Below are 17,408 nucleotides of genomic sequence, written 5' to 3' on the forward strand. Positions count from 1 at the left end.
GCCCGCCGGGCGCGTCTCCCGCCTCGGTCAGGCCGCGGCCCTCGGGGTCAGGAGGGCGTGTGCTCCCGGGGGTGTCCTGGGGCCGTCCTGCCACAGCTTCGCGCCGGCGGCGTCGTAGCCCGTGATGGACATGCCCGCCGAGAACTCGGCGCCCTTCGGGATCGGCGCCGCGAACCGCGTGACCAGCCGGTAACGCAGGACGAGCGCCTCGCGCTGGCGGCGCGGCAGGAGGTCCACGGCCGCGAGCAGTTCCCTGTGCTCCTCGGAGACCAGGACGGCGTGCTCGCTGCCGCGTACGGGCTCCGGCGGGTCGGGGCGGCGCAGCCGGACGAGGCGCAGGCGGCGCGCAGGCGGTTACGGGTCAGGTTGCAGGCGGTTACGGGTCAGGTTGCAGACGGTCGAGCGCAGGTGGGCCAGGGCGGCCCCGTCGTCGCGCAGGCGTCTGGTGTGCAGCCGGGAGAACGCCTCCTGGGCGATGTCCTCGGGGTCGTCCGCGCCGAGCAGCCCGGCCAGGCGTACCAGCGCGTGGTAGTGGGCCGCGAACAGCTCGGCGAACGACGGCCGCGTCACGGTCGCGGTTTCGATCACACCTCAGAGACACCCGGGCCGGAACTCGGTTGACTAGGGGACCGGAATCCGCTCGACCCGGATCGAGAAGACCTCCTCGCGGGGCACCACGACCTCGTAGGCGCCGTGGTCGACCATCCAGTAGCCGAGCGCCTCGGCCTTCATGCCGCTGTGGCCGGTGTAGGCGATGTGCAGCCCGTCGTCGTCCTCGTCGAGCACGATGCACGGCTCGCCGCCGAACGCGCCCACGGTGCGGATCAGCACCAGCCACTCGACCTGCGCCCTGGGCACGACCCGGCGCCAGTAGCCGGAGGCGGGCTCGAACCCGTCGAGCTTCTCCTCGCTGAACAGCACCACGTCGTTGTCGGGGCCGAGGGCGGCGGGCAGGGTGCGCTCGCCGAAGCGGGCCACGAAGCCGGAGGCGACCGGCGTGATCTCGTCGCTCATGCGGAGGGCCGCCAGGTCAGCCCGTCGTAGCCGGCGAACGGCCGCTCGCCGTCGCCGGTGACGTGGATGATCTCGGCCCCCGCCGGGATCGGCATCGGGACCGTGTGGAACTGCGGCACCACGTGCTCGGACGAGGTGGTGAACCCGTTGCCGGCGAAGGGCGGCGCGTCGCTCCAGTCACCCCCCATGTGGGGTCCGTACGGCACCGCGTAGGTGTCGATGTCACGGGCATGCCAGCGCATGAGATAGATCTCCGGCACCTCGGGAAACAGCTCCGATCCATCGAAGGCCAGGTCGAGCCCATGGTAGAGGGCCTCGGGGGTGGTCAGCCGGACACAGTCCTGCACCCGGTAGACGTAGCCTGAGATGACCGTGCGCTTGCCCGACAGATATGGCACGAGCAGACGCGGCGGGACCACCTTCTGCATCTGCGTTCCGCTCACGGTACTACTTTACGATCGCTTTACCACCCGGTGGACCGCCAGGGCCTACAGCACGCGGTGTTCCAGGCACGGAAGCGTCGCGCGGGCGGTGGCCGTCCACTCGTGGTCGACCTCCACGACCCGCACTCCGGGGCCGGTGCCGAGGTCGGCGCGGACCACGCCCATCGGGTCGACCAGCATGCTGCGGCCGACGCCGTAACCGTCGGACGACTCGGCCGGATTGGGCGCCTGGCCGACGGCCGCGGTCCACATGGTGTTCTCCAGCGCCCTGGCCCTGACCAGGGTCACCCAGTGGTCCTCCTTGAGCGGGCCCGAGCCCCACGCCGCGATCACCGCGAACAGCTCGGCCCCCTGGTCGACCAGCGCCCTGGTCAGCTCGGGGAAGCGGATGTCGTAGCAGGTGACCAGCCCGACCCTGACGCCGGCCAGCTCCACCACGACCGGCTCGGCGCCGGGCGCGACCAGGTCGGACTCCTTCGCGCCGAACGAGTCGAACAGGTGGATCTTCCGGTACGCGGCCCGCATCTCGCCCTGGGCGTCGATGGCCACGGCGGTGTTGTGCACCCGCCCGTCGCCCGGCTCGAACACGCCCGCGATCACCGCGATGCCGTGCTCGCGGGCGGCCTCGGCCAGCCCCGTCACGAACGGCCCGTCCAGCGGCTCGGCCAGGTCGGTGATCCGCCTGCCGTAGCGGGTCAGCGTGGCTTCGGGGAAGATCGCCAGCTCGGCGTCACCGGCCGCGGCGATCGCCTCTCTGGCCCTCTTGAGGTTGGCCGACGGGTCAGGAGACACCGGGATCTGGCAGAGGGCGATTCTGGTCACACGCCGACTCTAGCCGGTTGGGCATGAGCCGGAACAAGGTCAGGCACCGCCACACCCACTCCAGGGGACCGTACCTGTAACGTCCGAGCCACCATCGGCTGAACAGGATCTGCGCGGCGATCGTGACCGCCGCCAGCGCGACCACCGCCCATCGGGTCGGGTCGGCGTCCAGCAGCGGTTTCGCCAGCACGATCACCGCCGTGCCCGAGACGTAGTTGGTCAGCGCCATCTTGCCCAGCGGCTCCAGCACCGCCGACAGGCGCGGGCCCAGCGCGAGCAGCAGCCCCAGCGAGTACGCCGCCGCCCCCGCCAGCGCCGCGAGGCTGTAGACGGTCCACTCGTCCGTCAGCACCCACGCCACGCTCAGCAGCGCCGAGGCCACCGCGGCCGTGGCGAACCCCGGCAGCAGCAGCGTCCTTCCCGGCCGCAGCCGCCACAGCCCCATGCCGAGCAGGAACAGCCCCGGGATCAGCAGCACGCCGCCGCCCACGGCGGGCAGCAGCGCCCACGCCGTCACCACCGCGCCCAGCAGCAGCACCGGCAGCGCCCCCGGCAGGAACGAGGCAGGCAGCAGCACCAGGGCCCCGAAGAAGGCGTAGTCGGTGAGCACCTCGCCCGCGTAGAACAGGTGCTGCAGCTTGCCGATGAGGAACAGCCAGACGAGCCTGCTCAGCAGTGTCCAGCGGCTGTGGCCGCGCAGGAACAGCAGGAAGCTGATGCCGAACAACATCGAGAAGATCGGGTAGAAGCGGCTCTGGAACAGCGCCTCGATCGTCCAGTCGAGCGGGACGGGCGGCTTCTTCTCGGTGTGCTGCCAGGTGTTGACCAGCATGATGCCGCCCACCGCGAAACCGCGGAGGGCGTCGAGCTCACGGATGCGCGTCACAGGACCCAGGTGAACCACCATACGAGGAATCCGGCGCCGGCGACCGCCGCCGCGAGGAGCCGCCCTTTGCGCTCATGGAGGAACGCGGCGGCGCCGAGGACCACCGAGGCGACGGCGATCCACGTGTACGGTCCCGTCAGGCCGGGGAGCCCGACGGCGAGCGCGGTCTCGTTCCGCGCCGCCAGCGTGAGGACCGATTCGGTGATCAGCCCGGTGAACGCCACCCCGGCCAGGCCGGCGAAGGCCCGCAACGACCTGCCTCTGAGCGCGCCCGAGACGAGCTGCGCCAGGCAGACGAGGGCGAACAGGGCGAAGGGCGCGGCCAGCCAGGGCGAGCGCGAGATCCGGTACGGCGCCGCCGTCACGTGCAGGTCACCCGTCCGGACGACCGGCGGGTCCTCGGGGCAGGCGGTGACCGCGTACGACGCGGGGTCGGCGACGAACGCGACGATCCGGGCGCGGGCGCACGCGCTGGCCAGGAAGACGGCGTGGGAGACGCCGCCGAACTCCTGGAACCGGGCCGCGGGCAGGGCCTCGGCGGCGGGCCGCGCCGTCCTGGGCGGGGTGGTCGGGTCGTCGGAGCCGCCGAGCACGTAGACGGGAGCCCTGGTGGTGGCGTTCACGGGTGTGGCCTTGGGCAGCTGCCAGGCGTCACACACCGCCTTGTCGGCGTTCAGCGTGAAAAGCCGGGACGCGGGGGTGAAAGTGTTGAACGGGACCTCGTCCTGGCACTGCACCGCGTGATAGAGGCCGAACTCGTGCGACGTCAGCCCCTCGCCCGCCGCGTCGGCCAGCGGCGTCAGCAGCTCGTCCCGGCCCTGCGCCAGCGCCCGCACCAGCGCGGGCGCCACCGCCGCGACGTCGCTCTCCTGCACCGCCTCGGCCAGGATCGCGGCCACGTCGTCCCCGCTCATCCGCGCCGTGAACTCCCTGCCGAGCAGCGGATCCGTGGTCGGGACGAGGGCGGGCGAGCGGTTCAGCCGCTCCCGCACGGCGGCGAAGCGGTCGGCGACGCCCAGGCGGCGCATGGTGTCGGTCAGGTTCCTGTCCCGGTCGTCGTACCAGGCGGCGCCCTCGGGCAGGAAGGAGTCGAGCACCAGTGAGCGCACGCCGTCGGGGTCGGCCGCGGCGGCGTCCAGCATGACCCTGGTGGAGTAGCTGACGCCGAACAGGTTCCACGTGTCGTAGCCCAGCTCCCGCCGCAGCGCGGCCACGTCGGCGGCGATCTCCTTCGTGTTGTAGCCGCGCAGGTCGACGCCCTGCTCGCCGAGCCGCTCGCGGCACCGCGCCGCGGCGGCGCCGACGTCGGCGGGCGGCTGACGCAGCCGGCCGAGCAGCGCCTGCGCGGTCTCGGGGCAGGCCAGCGCGGGCCGCGAGTACCGGCTGCCGCGCTGCTCGATCGTCACCACGTCGCGGTCGGGGAACATCTGCCCGAGAAAGCCGATGAGCTGCGCCGAGGCCGAGCCGGGGCCGCCGCTCATGTAGACGATCGGGTCGGGTCTGCGGCCCGGCGCGTCCGACATGTGCACGGCGTACCCGACCTGGATCTTGCGTTCGGGGGCGTCCCTGCGCTCGGGAACCTCCAGGAAGGCGCAGCTCGTACGGGCGGGCACGGGGACCGGGCAGGCGCTCGGAGCGGGTCCCGCGGGGGTCATGACGGGAGGCGCGGACAGGGCGAGAGCGAGCACGACCCGAATGATCACGGGTCGAGACTAATAGTGTGGAGCCGTGACCGAACCACTTGTTGCCAGGATGCGCGCCTTCGGCACGACGATTTTCGCGGAGATGAGCGCGCTGGCCGTCCAGACCGGATCGATCAACCTCGGCCAGGGCTTCCCCGACACCGACGGGCCGGCGGCGATGCTCGACCGCGCCGTCCAGGCCATCGGGGCGGGCGCGAACCAATATCCGCCGGGCCCCGGGGTGCTGGAGCTCAGGCAGGCGGTCTCGGAGCACCGGGCCGCCCACTACGGGCTCTCCTACGATCCCGTGGGCGAGATCCTGGTCACGGTGGGCGCCACCGAGGCCGTGGCGGCCACGGTGCTGGCGCTGTGCGAGCCGGGCGACGAGGTGATCGCGTTCGAGCCGTACTACGACTCCTACGCCGCCTCGATCGCGCTGGCCCAGGCCCGCCTGGTGCCGGTGACGCTCCGCCCCGACGAGGGCCGCTTCACCTTCGACCCGGCCGAGCTGCGCGCCGCCGTCACCCCCCGCACCAGGGCCGTGCTGGTCAACTCGCCGCACAACCCGACCGGCACCGTCTTCACCCGCGAGGAGCTGACCGCCATCGCGGAGCTCTGCCAGGAGCACGGGCTGATCGCCATCACCGACGAGGTGTACGAGCACCTGACCTTCGACGGGGTCGAGCACATCCCGATGGCCACGCTGCCCGGCATGCGGGAGCGCACGGTGATGATCTCCTCGGCCGGCAAGACGTTCTCCGTCACCGGCTGGAAGACCGGCTGGGTGTGCGCGCCGCCCGAGCTGGTCACCGCCGTGCAGACGGTCAAGCAGTTCCTCACGTTCACCGCGAACGCGCCCTGGCAGCTCGCCGTCGCCTACGGGCTGCGGCACGAGCTGGAGTGGGTGGCCGCGCTCAGGGCCGGGCTGCAGGACAAACGGGACCGGCTGATGGAGGGGCTGTCGGCGGCGGGCTTCTCGGTGCTGCGGCCGGCGGGGACGTACTTCGTGCAGACGGACATCCGGCCGCTGGGCTTCTCGGACGGGCTGGAGCTCAGCCGCCGGCTGCCCGAGCTGGCCGGGGTGGTGGCCATCCCGACCCAGGTCTTCTACGACCATCAGGAACGGGGGCGGCACTTCGTCCGGTTCGCCTTCTGCAAGAAGGACGAGGTCATCGACGAGGCGGTCACCCGGCTGAAGCGCCTGTCCTCCTGAGGGGCTCCGGACGCGACGCACCGTGACAGAGGGTGAACTCTCTGTTGTGGTATCGCCGTGATACCACCTCGTGTCTACGATGGGGGCATGGCTATGACCCTTCGCTTGAGCGACGAGCAGACCGAGGCCCTCCGTAAGCGCGCGGAGGCCGAAGGGCGGAGCATGCAGCAGATCGTGGTTGCGGCGGTCGAGGAATACCTCGCGCGGCATGGCGCCGATGAGGAGGTGCGCCGTCTCGGCGCGAAGTCCAGGGAGCGCTGGCGGACAGTCCTCGATCGGTTGGGCGAATGACCCGCTATCTCACCTTGGAGCAGGTTCTCGAGCTGGCGGAGGCCGAGCTGGGCGATGTCCTCGTCGTCAGGGACCTCGGGCTGCTCGACTCGGCGGTGCATCGGCCGGCCTCGTCCATGTTCGGACAGGAGGCCTACCCCGACCTGATCACCAAGGCGGCCGCGCTGCTGCAGTCGCTGGCGGTCAACCATCCGCTCATCGACGGCAACAAGCGGCTGTCGTGGCTGGTGACAGACGTGTTCCTGCGGTACAACGGCGTGGAACCCGACACCGACGACGACTCCGCCTACGACCTGGTGATCGCAGTGGCTTCGGGCAAGATGACCGATCTGGACGAGATCGCCGACGTCCTGCGCACCTTCGTGTAAGGCCATCTGCGGATGATGCCCAGCCACGCGGGACCTCGCTCAGCCGGGTGAGGCCCCTCCCGGGTGGTGCTCAGCGCCGCTGCGCCGCCTCGTCGTTCGCTTCGTTCGCCTCGTTCTTGGCGTTCGCGCCGTTCGGCCCGTCCAGGGGGGTCAGCGCGGCCGTCGCCTCCTCGTGCCCCATCCCCGTCGCCTGCAACAGGTCCACGACCACCGAACGCAGCTGCGCGATGATGACGTGCGCCGAGAAGCCCAGCCCGTCCGGCCGCTCCCGGGCCGCCACCGCCAGCAGCGCCTGCTGGGCCAGCGTCGGCTCCCGGCCGGCGCCGAGTTCGAGCTGCAGCAGCAGCGCCGCCTCCGAGACCTCGCGCATCGCCTCCGCCAGCGCGGCCGGTGGCGGGCTGGCCTCGCCGAGCGAGGCCAGCGTGCGCCTGCTCAGCACCCGCGCGTTGCGCAGCGCCAGATCGACCGGCAGCGCGGCGGTCTCGTACCGGGCCAGGCGGGCCCGCCGGTGCCAGTGCAGCGGGGAGATCATCGCGATCTCCTTGCTGGTCGCCAGCGCCGCCTCGAACTCCTCCACCGCCGCCTGCGTCGCCCGCGCCTCGTCCAGCGCCTCGGCCGCCAGGTCCGCGTCCCGCTTCTCGATCGCCTCCGCCGCCCGTTCCATCACCGTGGACAGCGCGTCGAGCACCCCCGACAGGTGCTTGGCGGCGATCGCGAACGGGCTCGCGGGCAGCAGCGCCACCGCCGCGATGCCGATGATGCCGCCGGTGAGAGCGTCGGCCATCCGGTCCAGGCCGCCCGCGTCCTCGCCGGGCACCAGGGCGGCCACCAGCACGGCCGACGAGCCCGCCTGGGCGACGAACAGCGCGCCGCTGTTCAGCAGCACCGCGACCGCCATGGCCAGCGCCACCACGAGCCCGAGCTGCCAGGCGCCCGAGCCGATCCACGACACCAGCAGGTCGCCCACGCCGACGCCCAGGCTGACTCCGACGACCAGCTCGACGAGCCGCCGCAGCCGCTGGCCGAGGCCGACGCCCACGCAGATGAGCACGGAGATGGGAGCGAAGAACGGGCGGGGGTGGCCGAGCAGCTGGATGGCGATGATCCAGGCCAGGGCGGAGCCGACCGCGCACTGCGCGATGGAGGGAGCCACCAGGCCGAACGTGCCCAGCCGTTCCTTGACGAGGTCGCTGAGCCGGGTTCGCACCATTCCACGATGCCTGATCATTATGACAGTAAGGTCACATTAGCGCCCTTTAAGTCCTTTTCGTCCGTCCCGGCGTACGCTCCCTCACTCGTCGAGGAACGCCTCCACCACCTGCAGGAACTCCTTGCGGGCGGCCATGTGGATCAGGTGGCCGGCCTCGATCCTGACCAGTCGCGCGCCCGGGATGCGGGCCGCCACGTCGGGCTCGAACGGGCTCTGCGTCCCCGACAGCGCCAGCGTCGGCACGGTGATCCGGGTGAGACCCTCGGCCCACGCCGGATCGGGGTTGAGCATCTGCCGCTCCGTGTCGTGCATCATCCGCCAGTCGAACCCGGTGGATTCGTCCTCCACGAGCGGCGGCCGGCCGGTGAGCGGGTGCGCGGGCGGCGGGTCCTCCAGCACGAGCCGCGCGACCCGGTCCGGATGCCGCATGGCGAGGTGGCAGGCGATCACGCCGCCGAGCGAGTGCCCCACCACCGCCGCCCGCGCGGCGCCCACGTGGTCGAGCAGCGCGGCGACGTCCTCGGCCATCTCGGGCAGCGGGTACGCACCCGGCCTGTCGCTGGCCCCGTGCCCCCTCAGGTCGGGCACGAACACATGACGCCGGGCCGCGAACCGCTGCGTGATGCCGTTCCAGTCGTTGTGGTCGGCGGTCCGGCCGTGGAGCAGCAGGAGCGGGGGAGCGGCGGGGTCGCCTTCCTCCCGGTAGACGAGCTTGATCCCGTTGACGTGCGCGTCGCGAATCACGTCCGCGACCCTACCCCCGGACCTCGGGCGGGCGCCGCCGCCCGGCTCCCCGGAGCCGGCCGGGCACTGAGCGCACGTTGACATCACCGGCGGGGTACGTGGGCACACATTGACCATGAACCCCGCCGACCGGCCTCGGTAGCGTGGGTGACCGCCGCCAGGAGAAAGGGCTACGCATGCCGGACCCCATCGAAGTGCGCAAAGTGCCGATCGAGAGCGTCACCGACGCCTCGGGGTTGTCGCGGCTCATCGCCGACGGGGTGATCGAGGCGGACCGGGTGCTGGCCGTGGTCGGCAAGACCGAGGGCAACGGCGGCGTCAACGACTACACCCGCATCCTGGCCGACCGCGCGTTCCGCGAAGTCCTCGCCGAGCACGGGCATCCGGCGCCGGAGAGCGTGCCGCTGGTGTGGTCGGGCGGCACCGACGGCATCCTGAGCCCGCACGCCACCATCTTCGCCACCACCGCCGACGCCCCCGCCACCGACGAGCCGCGGCTGTCGGTCGGGGTGGCGATGAGCGAGGTCATCCTGCCCGAGGACATCGGCCGGCCCGCCATGGTGGAGAAGGTCGCCGCCGGGGTCAGGGAGGCCATGAAGATCGCCGGCATCGACGACCCACGCGACGTGCACTACGTACAGACCAAGACGCCGCTGCTCACCCTCGCCACCATCACCGACGCCAAGAACCGCGGCCAGGACACCGCCATCGAGGAGACCGGCCCCTCCATGGACCTGTCCAACTCCACCACCGCGCTCGGCATCGCCGTCGCGCTCGGCGAGATCGAGATGCCGGGCGCCGACCAGATCCACAAGGACCTGTCGCTCTACTCCTCCGTCGCCTCGTGCTCGTCGGGCGTGGAGCTGGACCGGGCGCAGATCGTGCTGGTGGGGAACGTACGCGGGATCGGCGGGCGCTACCGCATCGGGCACAGCGTGATGAAGGACGCCCTCGACGCCGACGGCATCTGGGAGGCCATCAAAGACGCGGGGCTCGCGCTGCCCGACCGCCCGCACCCGTCGGACCTCGGCGGGCGGCTGGTCAACGTGTTCATGAAGTGCGAGGCCGACCCGTCGGGGCAGGTGCGCGGACGGCGCAACATCATGCTGGACGACTCCGACGTGCACTGGCACCGGCAGATCAAGGCGGCGGTGGGCGGCGTGGCGGCCTCGGTCACGGGCGACCCGGCGGTGTTCGTCTCGGTGGCCGCCGTGCACCAGGGGCCTTCCGGCGGCGGGCCGGTGGCTGCCATCGCCGACCTGGGGGAGCGGTAGTCTCGGAGGTTGTGCCGAGCATCCCGCAGCCCCTCGATCCCCACGACGACGGCGCCGCCGCGCCCGCCGTGGCCGCCGCCCTGTCCGCGTACGAAGCGGGCACGGCCGGTCCCGCCGAGGTGCTCAACGCGCTGGCCGGCGCGCGGCTGCTCGTGCCCGTGGTCGCGCTCCTGACCGAGGCCGAGGTCGGCGCGCACGGCCTCGCGCAGGAGAAGGAGAGCGAGATGGCGCTGCCCAAGCTCGTCGGGCAGGACGGCAGGCAGGCGGTGCTCGCGTTCACCGGCACGGACGCGCTGACCAGGTGGCGGCCCGACGCCCGGCCGATCCAGGCCAGCGCGCTGCAGGTCTGCCAGGCCGCCGTGCAGGAGCGGGCGGCGGCGGTCGTGGTCGACGTGGCCGGGCCCGTGCAGTTCGTGATCGAGGGCGAGGTGCTGGCGGCGCTGGCCGCGGTCGAGTCCGGCACCGTGGGCGAGCTCGGCGGCGTGACGGTGGCCAAGATGCAGCCGGCCACCCCGCGCCGGCGCCGCTGGTTCTCCAGAAAGCACGGCTGAGAAGGTCGGCGCCCTCCGCGTGCGGTGACGGGCCGGCGCCGTGACGTGGACGTCGGGGATGCGCCGGTGGAACGGGACGGCGTCATGCCCAGTCTGTGCGGTGACCCGCGGGTAAGGGGATGCGCGGGTTAAGGTCGGCGGCGTGGTCGCACTCATGGCGCTGATCGGCCTGTTCTGCGGAGACCGCATCAGGGCGCTGGCCCGCTCCTACGACGACCTGCCCGCCCCCGCCCTCTCCCGGGCCCCCTCCTGGCCGGCCCTGGAGCCGGTGTGCGCCGGGGTGGCCGCGCTGGTCGCGTGGCGGGCGGGTCTTCCGTACGTGTGCTTCGCCGTGATCGGCGTCGCCCTGGCCGTGATCGACTGGCGTACCAGCACGCTGCCCGACGCGATCACGCTGCCGGCGTACCCGATCACCGCGCTCGCGCTGCTGCCGACCGGCGAGCTGCCCAGGGCGCTGGCCGGCGGGGCGGCGCTGGCCGCCGCGTACGGGCTGCTCTGGTTCGTCCGGCCGCAGGCCATGGGGTTCGGCGACGTCAAGCTGGCCGGGCTCATCGGCCTGGCCGCCGGCGCGCTCGGCTGGCAGGCCGTGGTGGCGGCCGCCTTCTGCGGGCAGCTGCTCGGCGCGCTCTACGGGCTGACCCTGCTGGTGAGCGGCCGCGGCACGCGGCACACGCAGTTTCCCTTCGGCCCCTTCATGCTGCTGGGGGCGCTCACGACACTCTGTCTCGCATGGTGACCGGAGGGACATCTCACTAGGCGGTACGTGGAAGACTTGTACGCATGTTGCGCTGGTTGACCGCCGGAGAGTCCCACGGCCCCGAACTCGTCGCCATCCTCGAAGGCCTGCCGGCCGGGGTCGAGGTGAGCACGTCCGCCATCGACGAGGCCCTGCGCCGCCGCAGGCTCGGCTATGGCCGCGGGGCGCGGATGAAGTTCGAGCAGGACCAGGTGACGATCGCCGGAGGCGTCCGCCACGGCCGCACCATGGGCAGCCCGGTCGCCGTCCGCGTCGGCAACACCGAGTGGCCGAAGTGGGAGAAGGTCATGGCGGCCGACCCGGTCGACCCGGCCGAGCTGGAGGGCCTGGCCCGCAACGCGCCCAGGTCGCGTCCGCGTCCCGGGCACGCCGACCTGGCGGGCATGCAGAAATACGGCTTCGACGACGCCCGCAACGTGCTCGACCGGGCCAGCGCCCGCGAGACCGCCGCCAGGGTGGCGCTCGGCGAGGTCGCCAGGCGCTTCCTCAAGCAGGCGCTCGGCGTCGACATCGTCAGCCACGTGACCGAGATCGGCGGCGCGCGCACCCCGTCCCCGGTGCTGCCCGGCCCGGGCGATCTCGGCCGGATCGACGCCGACCCGGTGCGCTGCTCCGACGCCGAGGGCAGCGCCGCGATGGTCGCCGTGATCGACAAGGCGCACAAGGACGGCGACACGCTCGGCGGCGTCGTCGAGGTCCTCGCCTACGGCCTGCCGCCGGGCCTGGGCAGCTACACCCACTGGGACCGCAGGCTCGACTCCAGGCTGGCCGGCGCGCTCATGGGCATCCAGGCGATCAAGGGCGTGGCGGTCGGTGACGGCTTCGAGACGGCACGGCGTCCCGGCTCCCAGGCGCACGACGAGATCGAATACACCACCGACGACGGCGTCCGCCGCATCACCAACCGCGCGGGCGGCGTCGAGGGCGGCATGAGCAACGGCGAGATCCTGCGGGTGAGCGCCGCCATGAAGCCCATCTCGACGGTGCCGAGGGCGCTGGCCACGATCGACGTCAAGACCGGCGAGGCGGCCAAGGCCCACCACGAGCGCTCCGACGTGTGCGCCGTCCCCGCCGCCGGCATCGTGGCCGAGGCGATGGTGGCGCTGGTGCTGGCCGACGCGGCGATCGAGAAGTTCGGCGGTGACTCCGTGGAGGAGGTCGCCCGCAACCTGTCCGGCTACCTCTCCTCCATGGTGATCAAGTGAGCATGGTGCGGATGAGAATGGTGAGCGACATATGAGCAGGGTTGTGCTGATCGGGCCGCCCGGATCCGGCAAGACCACGCTCGGGCGGCTGCTGGCCGAGCGCCTCGGCGTCGGGTTCCGCGACACCGACGCCGACATCGAGGCCGTGGCGGGCAAGCCCGTCTCCGACATCTTCGTCGAGGACGGCGAGGAGCGCTTCCGCGAGCTGGAGCACGAGGCCGTGCGCCGGGCGCTGGCCGAGCACGACGGCGTCCTGTCGCTCGGCGGCGGCGCCGTGCTGCACGCCGAGACGCAGACCCTGCTGCAGGGCCAGCACGTGGTCTACCTCCAGGTCGGGCTGTCCGACGCGATCCAGCGGGTGGGGCTCGGCTCCGCCAGGCCGCTGCTGGTGCTCAACCCGCGCAGTCAGCTGAAGAAGCTGATGGAGGAGCGGCGCCCGGTCTACGAGCGGCTGGCCGTCATGACGGTGGTCACCGACAAGCGCGAGCCGGACGAGCTGGCCGACGAGATCGTCAAGGGGCTGAGCGCATGACGAGACCGTGCGCGGGCCCCCGCGGCGAGGGCGGTGCCTCCGTGAGCGCGACCGCGAAGGTGGTGCTCCGGTGAGCGCGACGCGGATCCACGTGCGCGGCGACAGCCCGTACGACGTCGTCGTCGGCACCGGTGTGCTGGCCGAGCTGGCCACGCTGCTCAAGCCCGGCGTGCGCACCGTCGCCGTGATCAGCCCGCAGACGCTGCCGGAGATCTCCCGGCCGGTCCGCGCGGCGCTGGCCGAGGCCGGCTACCAGGTGGTCGAGCTGACCGTGCCCGACGGCGAGCAGGCCAAGAGCGTCGAGGTGGCCGCGCGGCTCTGGTCCGAGCTGGGCCGCCACGGCGTGACCCGGTCCGACGCCGTGGTCGGCGTGGGCGGCGGAGCGACGACCGACCTGGCCGGGTTCGTGGCCGCCACGTGGCTGCGCGGCGTGCAGGTCGTGCTGGTGCCGACGACGCTGCTGGCCATGGTCGACGCGGCGGTCGGCGGCAAGAACGGCATCGACACGGCCGAGGGCAAAAACCTCGTGGGCACGTTCCTGCCGCCCGCGGGCGTGCTGTGCGAGCTGTCCACGCTCGACAGCATGCCGAGGCGCGACTACGTGGCGGGCCTGGCCGAGGTGATCAAGGGTGGCTTCATCGCCGACCCGGAGATCCTGCGGCTGGTCGAGTCCGACCCGGAGGCGGCCACCCGTCCCGGCGGGCCGCACACCCGCGAGCTGATCGAGCGCAAGATCCGGGTGAAGGCCGACGTCGTGGGCGCCGACCTGCGCGAGGCCGGGCTGCGCGAGATCCTCAACTACGGCCACACCCTCGGCCACGCCATCGAGCGCGACGAGCACTACGGCATCCGCCACGGCGAGGCCGTGGCCATCGGCATGGTCTACGCCGCCGAGCTGTCCAGGCTGGCCGGCCGCGCCGACCTGGTCGAGCGCACCCGCGCCGTCCTGACCGGCGTCGGCCTGCCCGTCTCCTACCGCGCCGACGCCTGGCCGCGCCTGCGCGACCACATGCGCCTGGACAAGAAGAACCGCGGCGCCGAGCAGCGCTTCGTCGTGCTCGACGGCCTGGCCGCGCCCGGCCGCCTCGAAGGCCCCGCCGAAGAGCTGCTCGAAGCCGCCTACAAGGAGATCGCCGAATGATCCTCGTCCTCAACGGGCCCAACCTCGGCCGGCTCGGCAAGCGCGAGCCCGGCGTCTACGGCGCCTCCACCTACGAGGACCTCGTCCAGCTCTGCCGCGAGACCGCGGGCAAGCTCGGCCACGACGTCGACGTGCGCCAGACCGACTCCGAGGCCGAGCTCATCGGCTGGATCCACGAGGCCTGCGACGGGCGCGTCCCGGTGGTGCTCAACCCGGCCGCCTTCACCCACTACTCCTACGCCGTGCGCGACGCCGTCGCCCAGCGCACCGCCCCGCTCATCGAGGTGCACATCTCCAATCCCGCCTCCAGGGAAGAGTTTCGTCATACCTCCGTCGTGGCCGGGGTGGCGACGGGCACCATCGCGGGCTTCGGACTACAGTCGTACGTCCTTGCGCTGCACGCTATCGCGGAGATGAACACCACCTCATGAGGCACTACAAGTCCTTCGTCGCCCTCGGCGACAGCTTCACGGAAGGGCTGAACGATCCCGGTCCCGACGGCCACTACCGAGGCTGGGCCGACCGGGTGGCAGAGCGGCTCGCCGCCGACGACCCCTCCTTCCGCTACGCCAACCTGGCCGTCAGGGGCAAGCTCCTCGACCAGGTCGCGGCCGAGCAGGTGCCGGTCGCCGTGGAGATGGGGGCCGACCTGGTCAGCTTCTGCGCCGGGGGCAACGACCTGCTCAGGCCGGGCAGCGACCCCGACGTGATGGCCAAGACGCTCGCCCGGGCCGTGCGCGACCTGCGCGCGGGCGGGGCCGACGTGCTGCTGTTCACCGGCGTCGATCCGCGCGACACGCCGCTGATGCGGCGCCTGCGCGGTCGCTTCGCCATCTACTACCTGCACCTGCGCTCGATCGCCGACCTGTACGGGTGCCGCCTCGTCGACCAGTGGTCCATGCAGGGGCTGCGCGACTGGCGGGCCTGGAGCGCCGACCGGCTGCACATGAACGAGGACGGTCACCGCCTCGTCGCGGCCCGGGTGCTCGACGTGCTCGGCGTGCCGTTCGAGGACTGGCGCAAGGACTGGCCCGAGCGTTCCGTCGACCCGCGGGCCCGGCGCCGCGAGGACGCGCAGTGGATGCGCGAGCACCTGGTGCCGTGGATGTCGCGCCGCCTGCGCGGCGTGTCGTCCGGCGACGGCATCCTGCCCAAGCGCCCCGACCTCGCCCCCTGGTCCTGACCTTCCCCTGCCCTTCCTCCCGGCCCCGGCCGGCCGAGTTCGCTCAGGTCACCGGGGTCCGTGGCGGGGCCGGTCAGGCGGTCTCGGTGGCCAGCCGCTTGAGCGCGGCCCGGGGGATCGCCGGGTCGGTCGTCCGCCAGAACGGCGGCAGCGAGCCCAGCAGGAAACCGCTGTAGCGGGCGGTCGCCAGCCGGGGATCCAGCACCGCGATCACGCCCTTGTCGTCCTGCGAGCGCAGCAGCCGCCCGACCCCCTGGGCCAGCAGCAGCGCCGCGTGGTTGGCCGCCACCGCCATGAACCCGTTGCCGCCCCTGGCCGCGACGTGCCGCTGCCTGGCCGAGGTGAGCGGGTCGTCGGGGCGCGGGAACGGCACCCGGTCGATGATGACCAGCCGCAGCGAGGGGCCGGGGACGTCGACGCCCTGCCACAGCGACAGGGTGCCGAACAGGCAGGTCGGCTCGTCCTCCGCGAACTGCTTGACCAGCAGCATGGTCGAGTCGTCGCCCTGGCACAGCAGCGGGACGTCCAGCCGGTCGCGCAGCGCCTCGGTGGCCGCCTTGGCCGCGCGCATCGAGGAGAACAGGCCCAGCGTGCGCCCTCTTGCCGCCTCGATCAGCTCGGTGATCTCGTCGAGGTACTGCTGCGGCAGCCCGTCGCGGCCGGGCTGGGGCAGGTGCTTGGCGACGTAGAGGATGCCCGCGCGCGGGTGGTCGAACGGCGAGCCGACGTCGATGCCCTGCCAGCCCTTGCCGTCGCCGAGCCCCCACTGCGCCGCCAGCGCGTCGAACGTGCCGCCGAGCGCCAGCGTGGCCGAGGTGAGCACGACCGTCCGTTCGCCGAACAGCTTGTCGCGCAGCATGCCGCTCACGCTCAGCGGCGCGACGCGCAGCGCCGGCGGGCGCCGGTCGGTGCCGGCGTCGAGCCAGACCACCTCGGCGCGGTCGGACTCGGAGTCGTGACCGTACGCCTCCAGCATCCGCACCGCCGTGTCGTGCACCTCGTCCAGGGCGGTGAAGGCCGCCTTGCGCTGCCCCGCCTTGTCGGGGTCGTCCTTGTCGGCGTTGCGTGGGCCCATGGCGGTGACGCAGCGCCAGGAGGTGTCGCGGATGAGCTGCAGGGTCAGGCCGAGCACCTGGGGCAGCTCGTCGATGCGGCCGGGCGGCGCGGCGGCCAGCAGCGCCTTGAGGTCTTCGCCGGCCTCCATGAGCTGGTCGGCGAGGGGCTGGTCGATCAGCCGGCCGACCCGGCGCACCGCCAGCATCACCGACGACTCCGACAGCTCGCCGGTCACCACGGAGGTCACCCGGTCGACCAGCTCGTGGGCCTCGTCGACCACCACGACCTCGTGCTCGGGCAGCACCGGCAGCTCGCCCATGGCGTCGATGGCCATCAGCGCGTGGTTGGTCACCACCACGTCGACCTCGCCGGCCCGCGCCCTGGCCAGCTCGGCGAAGCACTCGGGCCCCGAGGGGCAGCGGCTCGCGCCGAGGCACTCCTGCGCGCTCACGGAGAACTGCCGCCACGCCTGCTCGCTCACGCCGGGCACCAGCTCGTCGCGATCGCCGGTCTCGGTCTCCTCGGCCCACTCCTGGATGCGCTGCACCATGCGGCCGGTCGCGCTCACCTCGCGCGGGTCGAACAGCTGGTCCTGCTCGTCCTCCTCGGGCCAGCCCGCCGTGGCCTTGTAGCGGCACAGGTAGTTGCGGCGGCCCTTGAGGATGGCGAACGTCGGCTCGTGCGGCAGCTCCTTGGCCAGCGCCTCCGACAGCCGGGGCAGGTCGCGGTCGACGAGCTGGCGCTGCAGGGCGATGGTGGCCGTGGAGATGACCACGGGGGTGTCGCTGTCCATCGCGTGGCGGATGGAGGGCACCAGGTAGGCCAGCGACTTGCCGGTGCCCGTGCCGGCCTGGACGGCCAGATGCTCCTCGCTGTCGATGGCCTTCTGCACCGCCTGGACCATGGTGATCTGGCCCTGACGTTCGCTCCCTCCGAGAGCGTTGACCGCGATGCTGAGCAGTTCGTCCACTGACGGGAGATGGGAGTCCGGCACGGCAGTAAACGCTACCCGCAATCCGGGGCCGCCGCGCCGAAC

Annotated in this window: 21 protein-coding genes; 11 read left to right on the forward strand and 10 right to left on the reverse strand. The window is 72.5% G+C overall.

The genetic code is table 11. The features are described 5' to 3' along the window. Positions 1–27: 27 nt before the first annotated feature. The 7 genes from B0I32_RS58705 to B0I32_RS01820 form a co-directional block, all read right to left on the reverse strand. On the reverse strand, positions 28–237 hold the full coding sequence (locus B0I32_RS58705) for a hypothetical protein (RefSeq protein WP_219911595.1): 210 nt from the start codon (positions 235–237) through the stop codon (positions 28–30). 117 nt (positions 238–354) lie between these two features. Beyond that, complete coding sequence (locus B0I32_RS58710) at positions 355–588, reverse strand: RNA polymerase sigma factor (RefSeq protein ID WP_219911596.1); 234 nt, start codon at positions 586–588, stop codon at positions 355–357. A gap of 33 nt (positions 589–621) precedes the next feature. Beyond that, entirely contained in the window at positions 622–1,014 is a 393-nt protein-coding gene (locus tag B0I32_RS01800; RefSeq protein ID WP_106234333.1) for a hypothetical protein, read from the reverse strand. Beyond that, positions 1,011–1,457, reverse strand: a complete 447-nt coding sequence (locus B0I32_RS01805) for a hypothetical protein (RefSeq protein WP_245955475.1) — start codon at positions 1,455–1,457, stop codon at positions 1,011–1,013. The genes B0I32_RS01800 and B0I32_RS01805 overlap by 4 nt, the downstream gene beginning before the upstream one ends. Positions 1,458–1,502: 45 nt before the next feature. Further along, positions 1,503–2,279, reverse strand: a complete 777-nt coding sequence (locus B0I32_RS01810) for a carbon-nitrogen hydrolase family protein (RefSeq protein ID WP_106234336.1) — start codon at positions 2,277–2,279, stop codon at positions 1,503–1,505. Further along, positions 2,239–3,165 carry a DUF418 domain-containing protein gene (locus B0I32_RS01815; protein WP_219911597.1) on the reverse strand — a complete coding sequence of 309 codons (927 nt, stop codon included), beginning with the start codon at positions 3,163–3,165 and terminating at the stop codon, positions 2,239–2,241. The genes B0I32_RS01810 and B0I32_RS01815 overlap by 41 nt, the downstream gene beginning before the upstream one ends. After that, a complete protein-coding gene (locus B0I32_RS01820) occupies positions 3,162–4,868 on the reverse strand; it encodes an alpha/beta fold hydrolase (RefSeq protein ID WP_146178002.1) in 1,707 nt (568 codons plus the stop codon). Before B0I32_RS01820 ends, B0I32_RS01815 begins: the two co-directional genes overlap by 4 nt. A gap of 25 nt (positions 4,869–4,893) precedes the next feature. On the opposite strand from B0I32_RS01820, the gene B0I32_RS01825 reads away from it, so the two are divergent. From B0I32_RS01825 to B0I32_RS01835, 3 genes are all read left to right on the forward strand, one after another. Continuing rightward, positions 4,894–6,060, forward strand: coding sequence for a pyridoxal phosphate-dependent aminotransferase (locus tag B0I32_RS01825; RefSeq protein ID WP_106234340.1), 1,167 nt, complete (start codon positions 4,894–4,896; stop codon positions 6,058–6,060). Between the two features lie 105 nt (positions 6,061–6,165). Continuing rightward, positions 6,166–6,351 carry an Arc family DNA-binding protein gene (locus tag B0I32_RS01830; protein ID WP_245955477.1) on the forward strand — a complete coding sequence of 62 codons (186 nt, stop codon included), beginning with the start codon at positions 6,166–6,168 and terminating at the stop codon, positions 6,349–6,351. Next, complete coding sequence (locus tag B0I32_RS01835; protein WP_106234343.1) at positions 6,348–6,719, forward strand: type II toxin-antitoxin system death-on-curing family toxin; 372 nt, start codon at positions 6,348–6,350, stop codon at positions 6,717–6,719. Before B0I32_RS01830 ends, B0I32_RS01835 begins: the two co-directional genes overlap by 4 nt. Before the next feature lie 70 nt (positions 6,720–6,789). Here B0I32_RS01835 and B0I32_RS01840 read toward each other — a convergent pair whose 3' ends face one another. Both B0I32_RS01840 and B0I32_RS01845 read right to left on the reverse strand, forming a co-directional pair. Further along, positions 6,790–7,929 (reverse strand): FUSC family protein, encoded by a 1,140-nt coding sequence (locus B0I32_RS01840; protein ID WP_245955479.1) that lies wholly within the window; start codon positions 7,927–7,929, stop codon positions 6,790–6,792. A gap of 81 nt (positions 7,930–8,010) precedes the next feature. Beyond that, positions 8,011–8,673, reverse strand: a complete 663-nt coding sequence (locus tag B0I32_RS01845) for an alpha/beta fold hydrolase (RefSeq protein ID WP_219911598.1) — start codon at positions 8,671–8,673, stop codon at positions 8,011–8,013. A gap of 176 nt (positions 8,674–8,849) precedes the next feature. Between B0I32_RS01845 and bar the strand changes: the two genes are divergently transcribed. The 8 genes from bar to B0I32_RS01885 all read left to right on the forward strand — a co-directional run bounded on the left by bar (position 8,850) and on the right by B0I32_RS01885 (position 15,316). Beyond that, positions 8,850–9,947 carry a barbiturase gene (gene bar / locus B0I32_RS01850; RefSeq protein ID WP_106234346.1) on the forward strand — a complete coding sequence of 366 codons (1,098 nt, stop codon included), beginning with the start codon at positions 8,850–8,852 and terminating at the stop codon, positions 9,945–9,947. Positions 9,948–9,958: 11 nt separating this feature from the next. Then, a complete protein-coding gene (locus B0I32_RS01855; RefSeq protein WP_106234348.1) occupies positions 9,959–10,498 on the forward strand; it encodes an SseB family protein in 540 nt (179 codons plus the stop codon). Positions 10,499–10,640: 142 nt separating this feature from the next. Next, entirely contained in the window at positions 10,641–11,234 is a 594-nt protein-coding gene (locus B0I32_RS01860; RefSeq protein ID WP_146178003.1) for a prepilin peptidase, read from the forward strand. Positions 11,235–11,278: 44 nt separating this feature from the next. After that, the gene (gene aroC, locus B0I32_RS01865) at positions 11,279–12,460 is read left to right on the forward strand and encodes a chorismate synthase (protein WP_106234351.1); all 1,182 of its coding nucleotides are present in this window, start codon (positions 11,279–11,281) and stop codon (positions 12,458–12,460) included. 31 nt (positions 12,461–12,491) lie between these two features. Then, positions 12,492–12,992, forward strand: coding sequence for a shikimate kinase (locus B0I32_RS01870; protein WP_106234353.1), 501 nt, complete (start codon positions 12,492–12,494; stop codon positions 12,990–12,992). A 70-nt stretch (positions 12,993–13,062) separates the two neighbouring features. Next, positions 13,063–14,133, forward strand: coding sequence for a 3-dehydroquinate synthase (gene aroB / locus B0I32_RS01875; RefSeq protein ID WP_106234355.1), 1,071 nt, complete (start codon positions 13,063–13,065; stop codon positions 14,131–14,133). Next, a complete protein-coding gene (gene aroQ, locus B0I32_RS01880; protein WP_106234356.1) occupies positions 14,130–14,564 on the forward strand; it encodes a type II 3-dehydroquinate dehydratase in 435 nt (144 codons plus the stop codon). Before aroB ends, aroQ begins: the two co-directional genes overlap by 4 nt. Next, positions 14,561–15,316: an SGNH/GDSL hydrolase family protein gene (locus B0I32_RS01885; protein ID WP_106234358.1), complete on the forward strand. Its 756-nt coding sequence runs from the start codon at positions 14,561–14,563 to the stop codon at positions 15,314–15,316. The genes aroQ and B0I32_RS01885 overlap by 4 nt, the downstream gene beginning before the upstream one ends. Before the next feature lie 73 nt (positions 15,317–15,389). Here the strand turns inward: B0I32_RS01885 and B0I32_RS01890 are convergent, their stop codons facing one another. Then, positions 15,390–17,366, reverse strand: coding sequence for an ATP-dependent DNA helicase (locus B0I32_RS01890; protein WP_106234360.1), 1,977 nt, complete (start codon positions 17,364–17,366; stop codon positions 15,390–15,392). Positions 17,367–17,408 lie beyond the last annotated feature (42 nt).

Origin of the sequence: Nonomuraea fuscirosea, assembly GCF_003001935.1 — a bacterium.
Classification (GTDB): domain Bacteria; phylum Actinomycetota; class Actinomycetes; order Streptosporangiales; family Streptosporangiaceae; genus Nonomuraea; species Nonomuraea fuscirosea.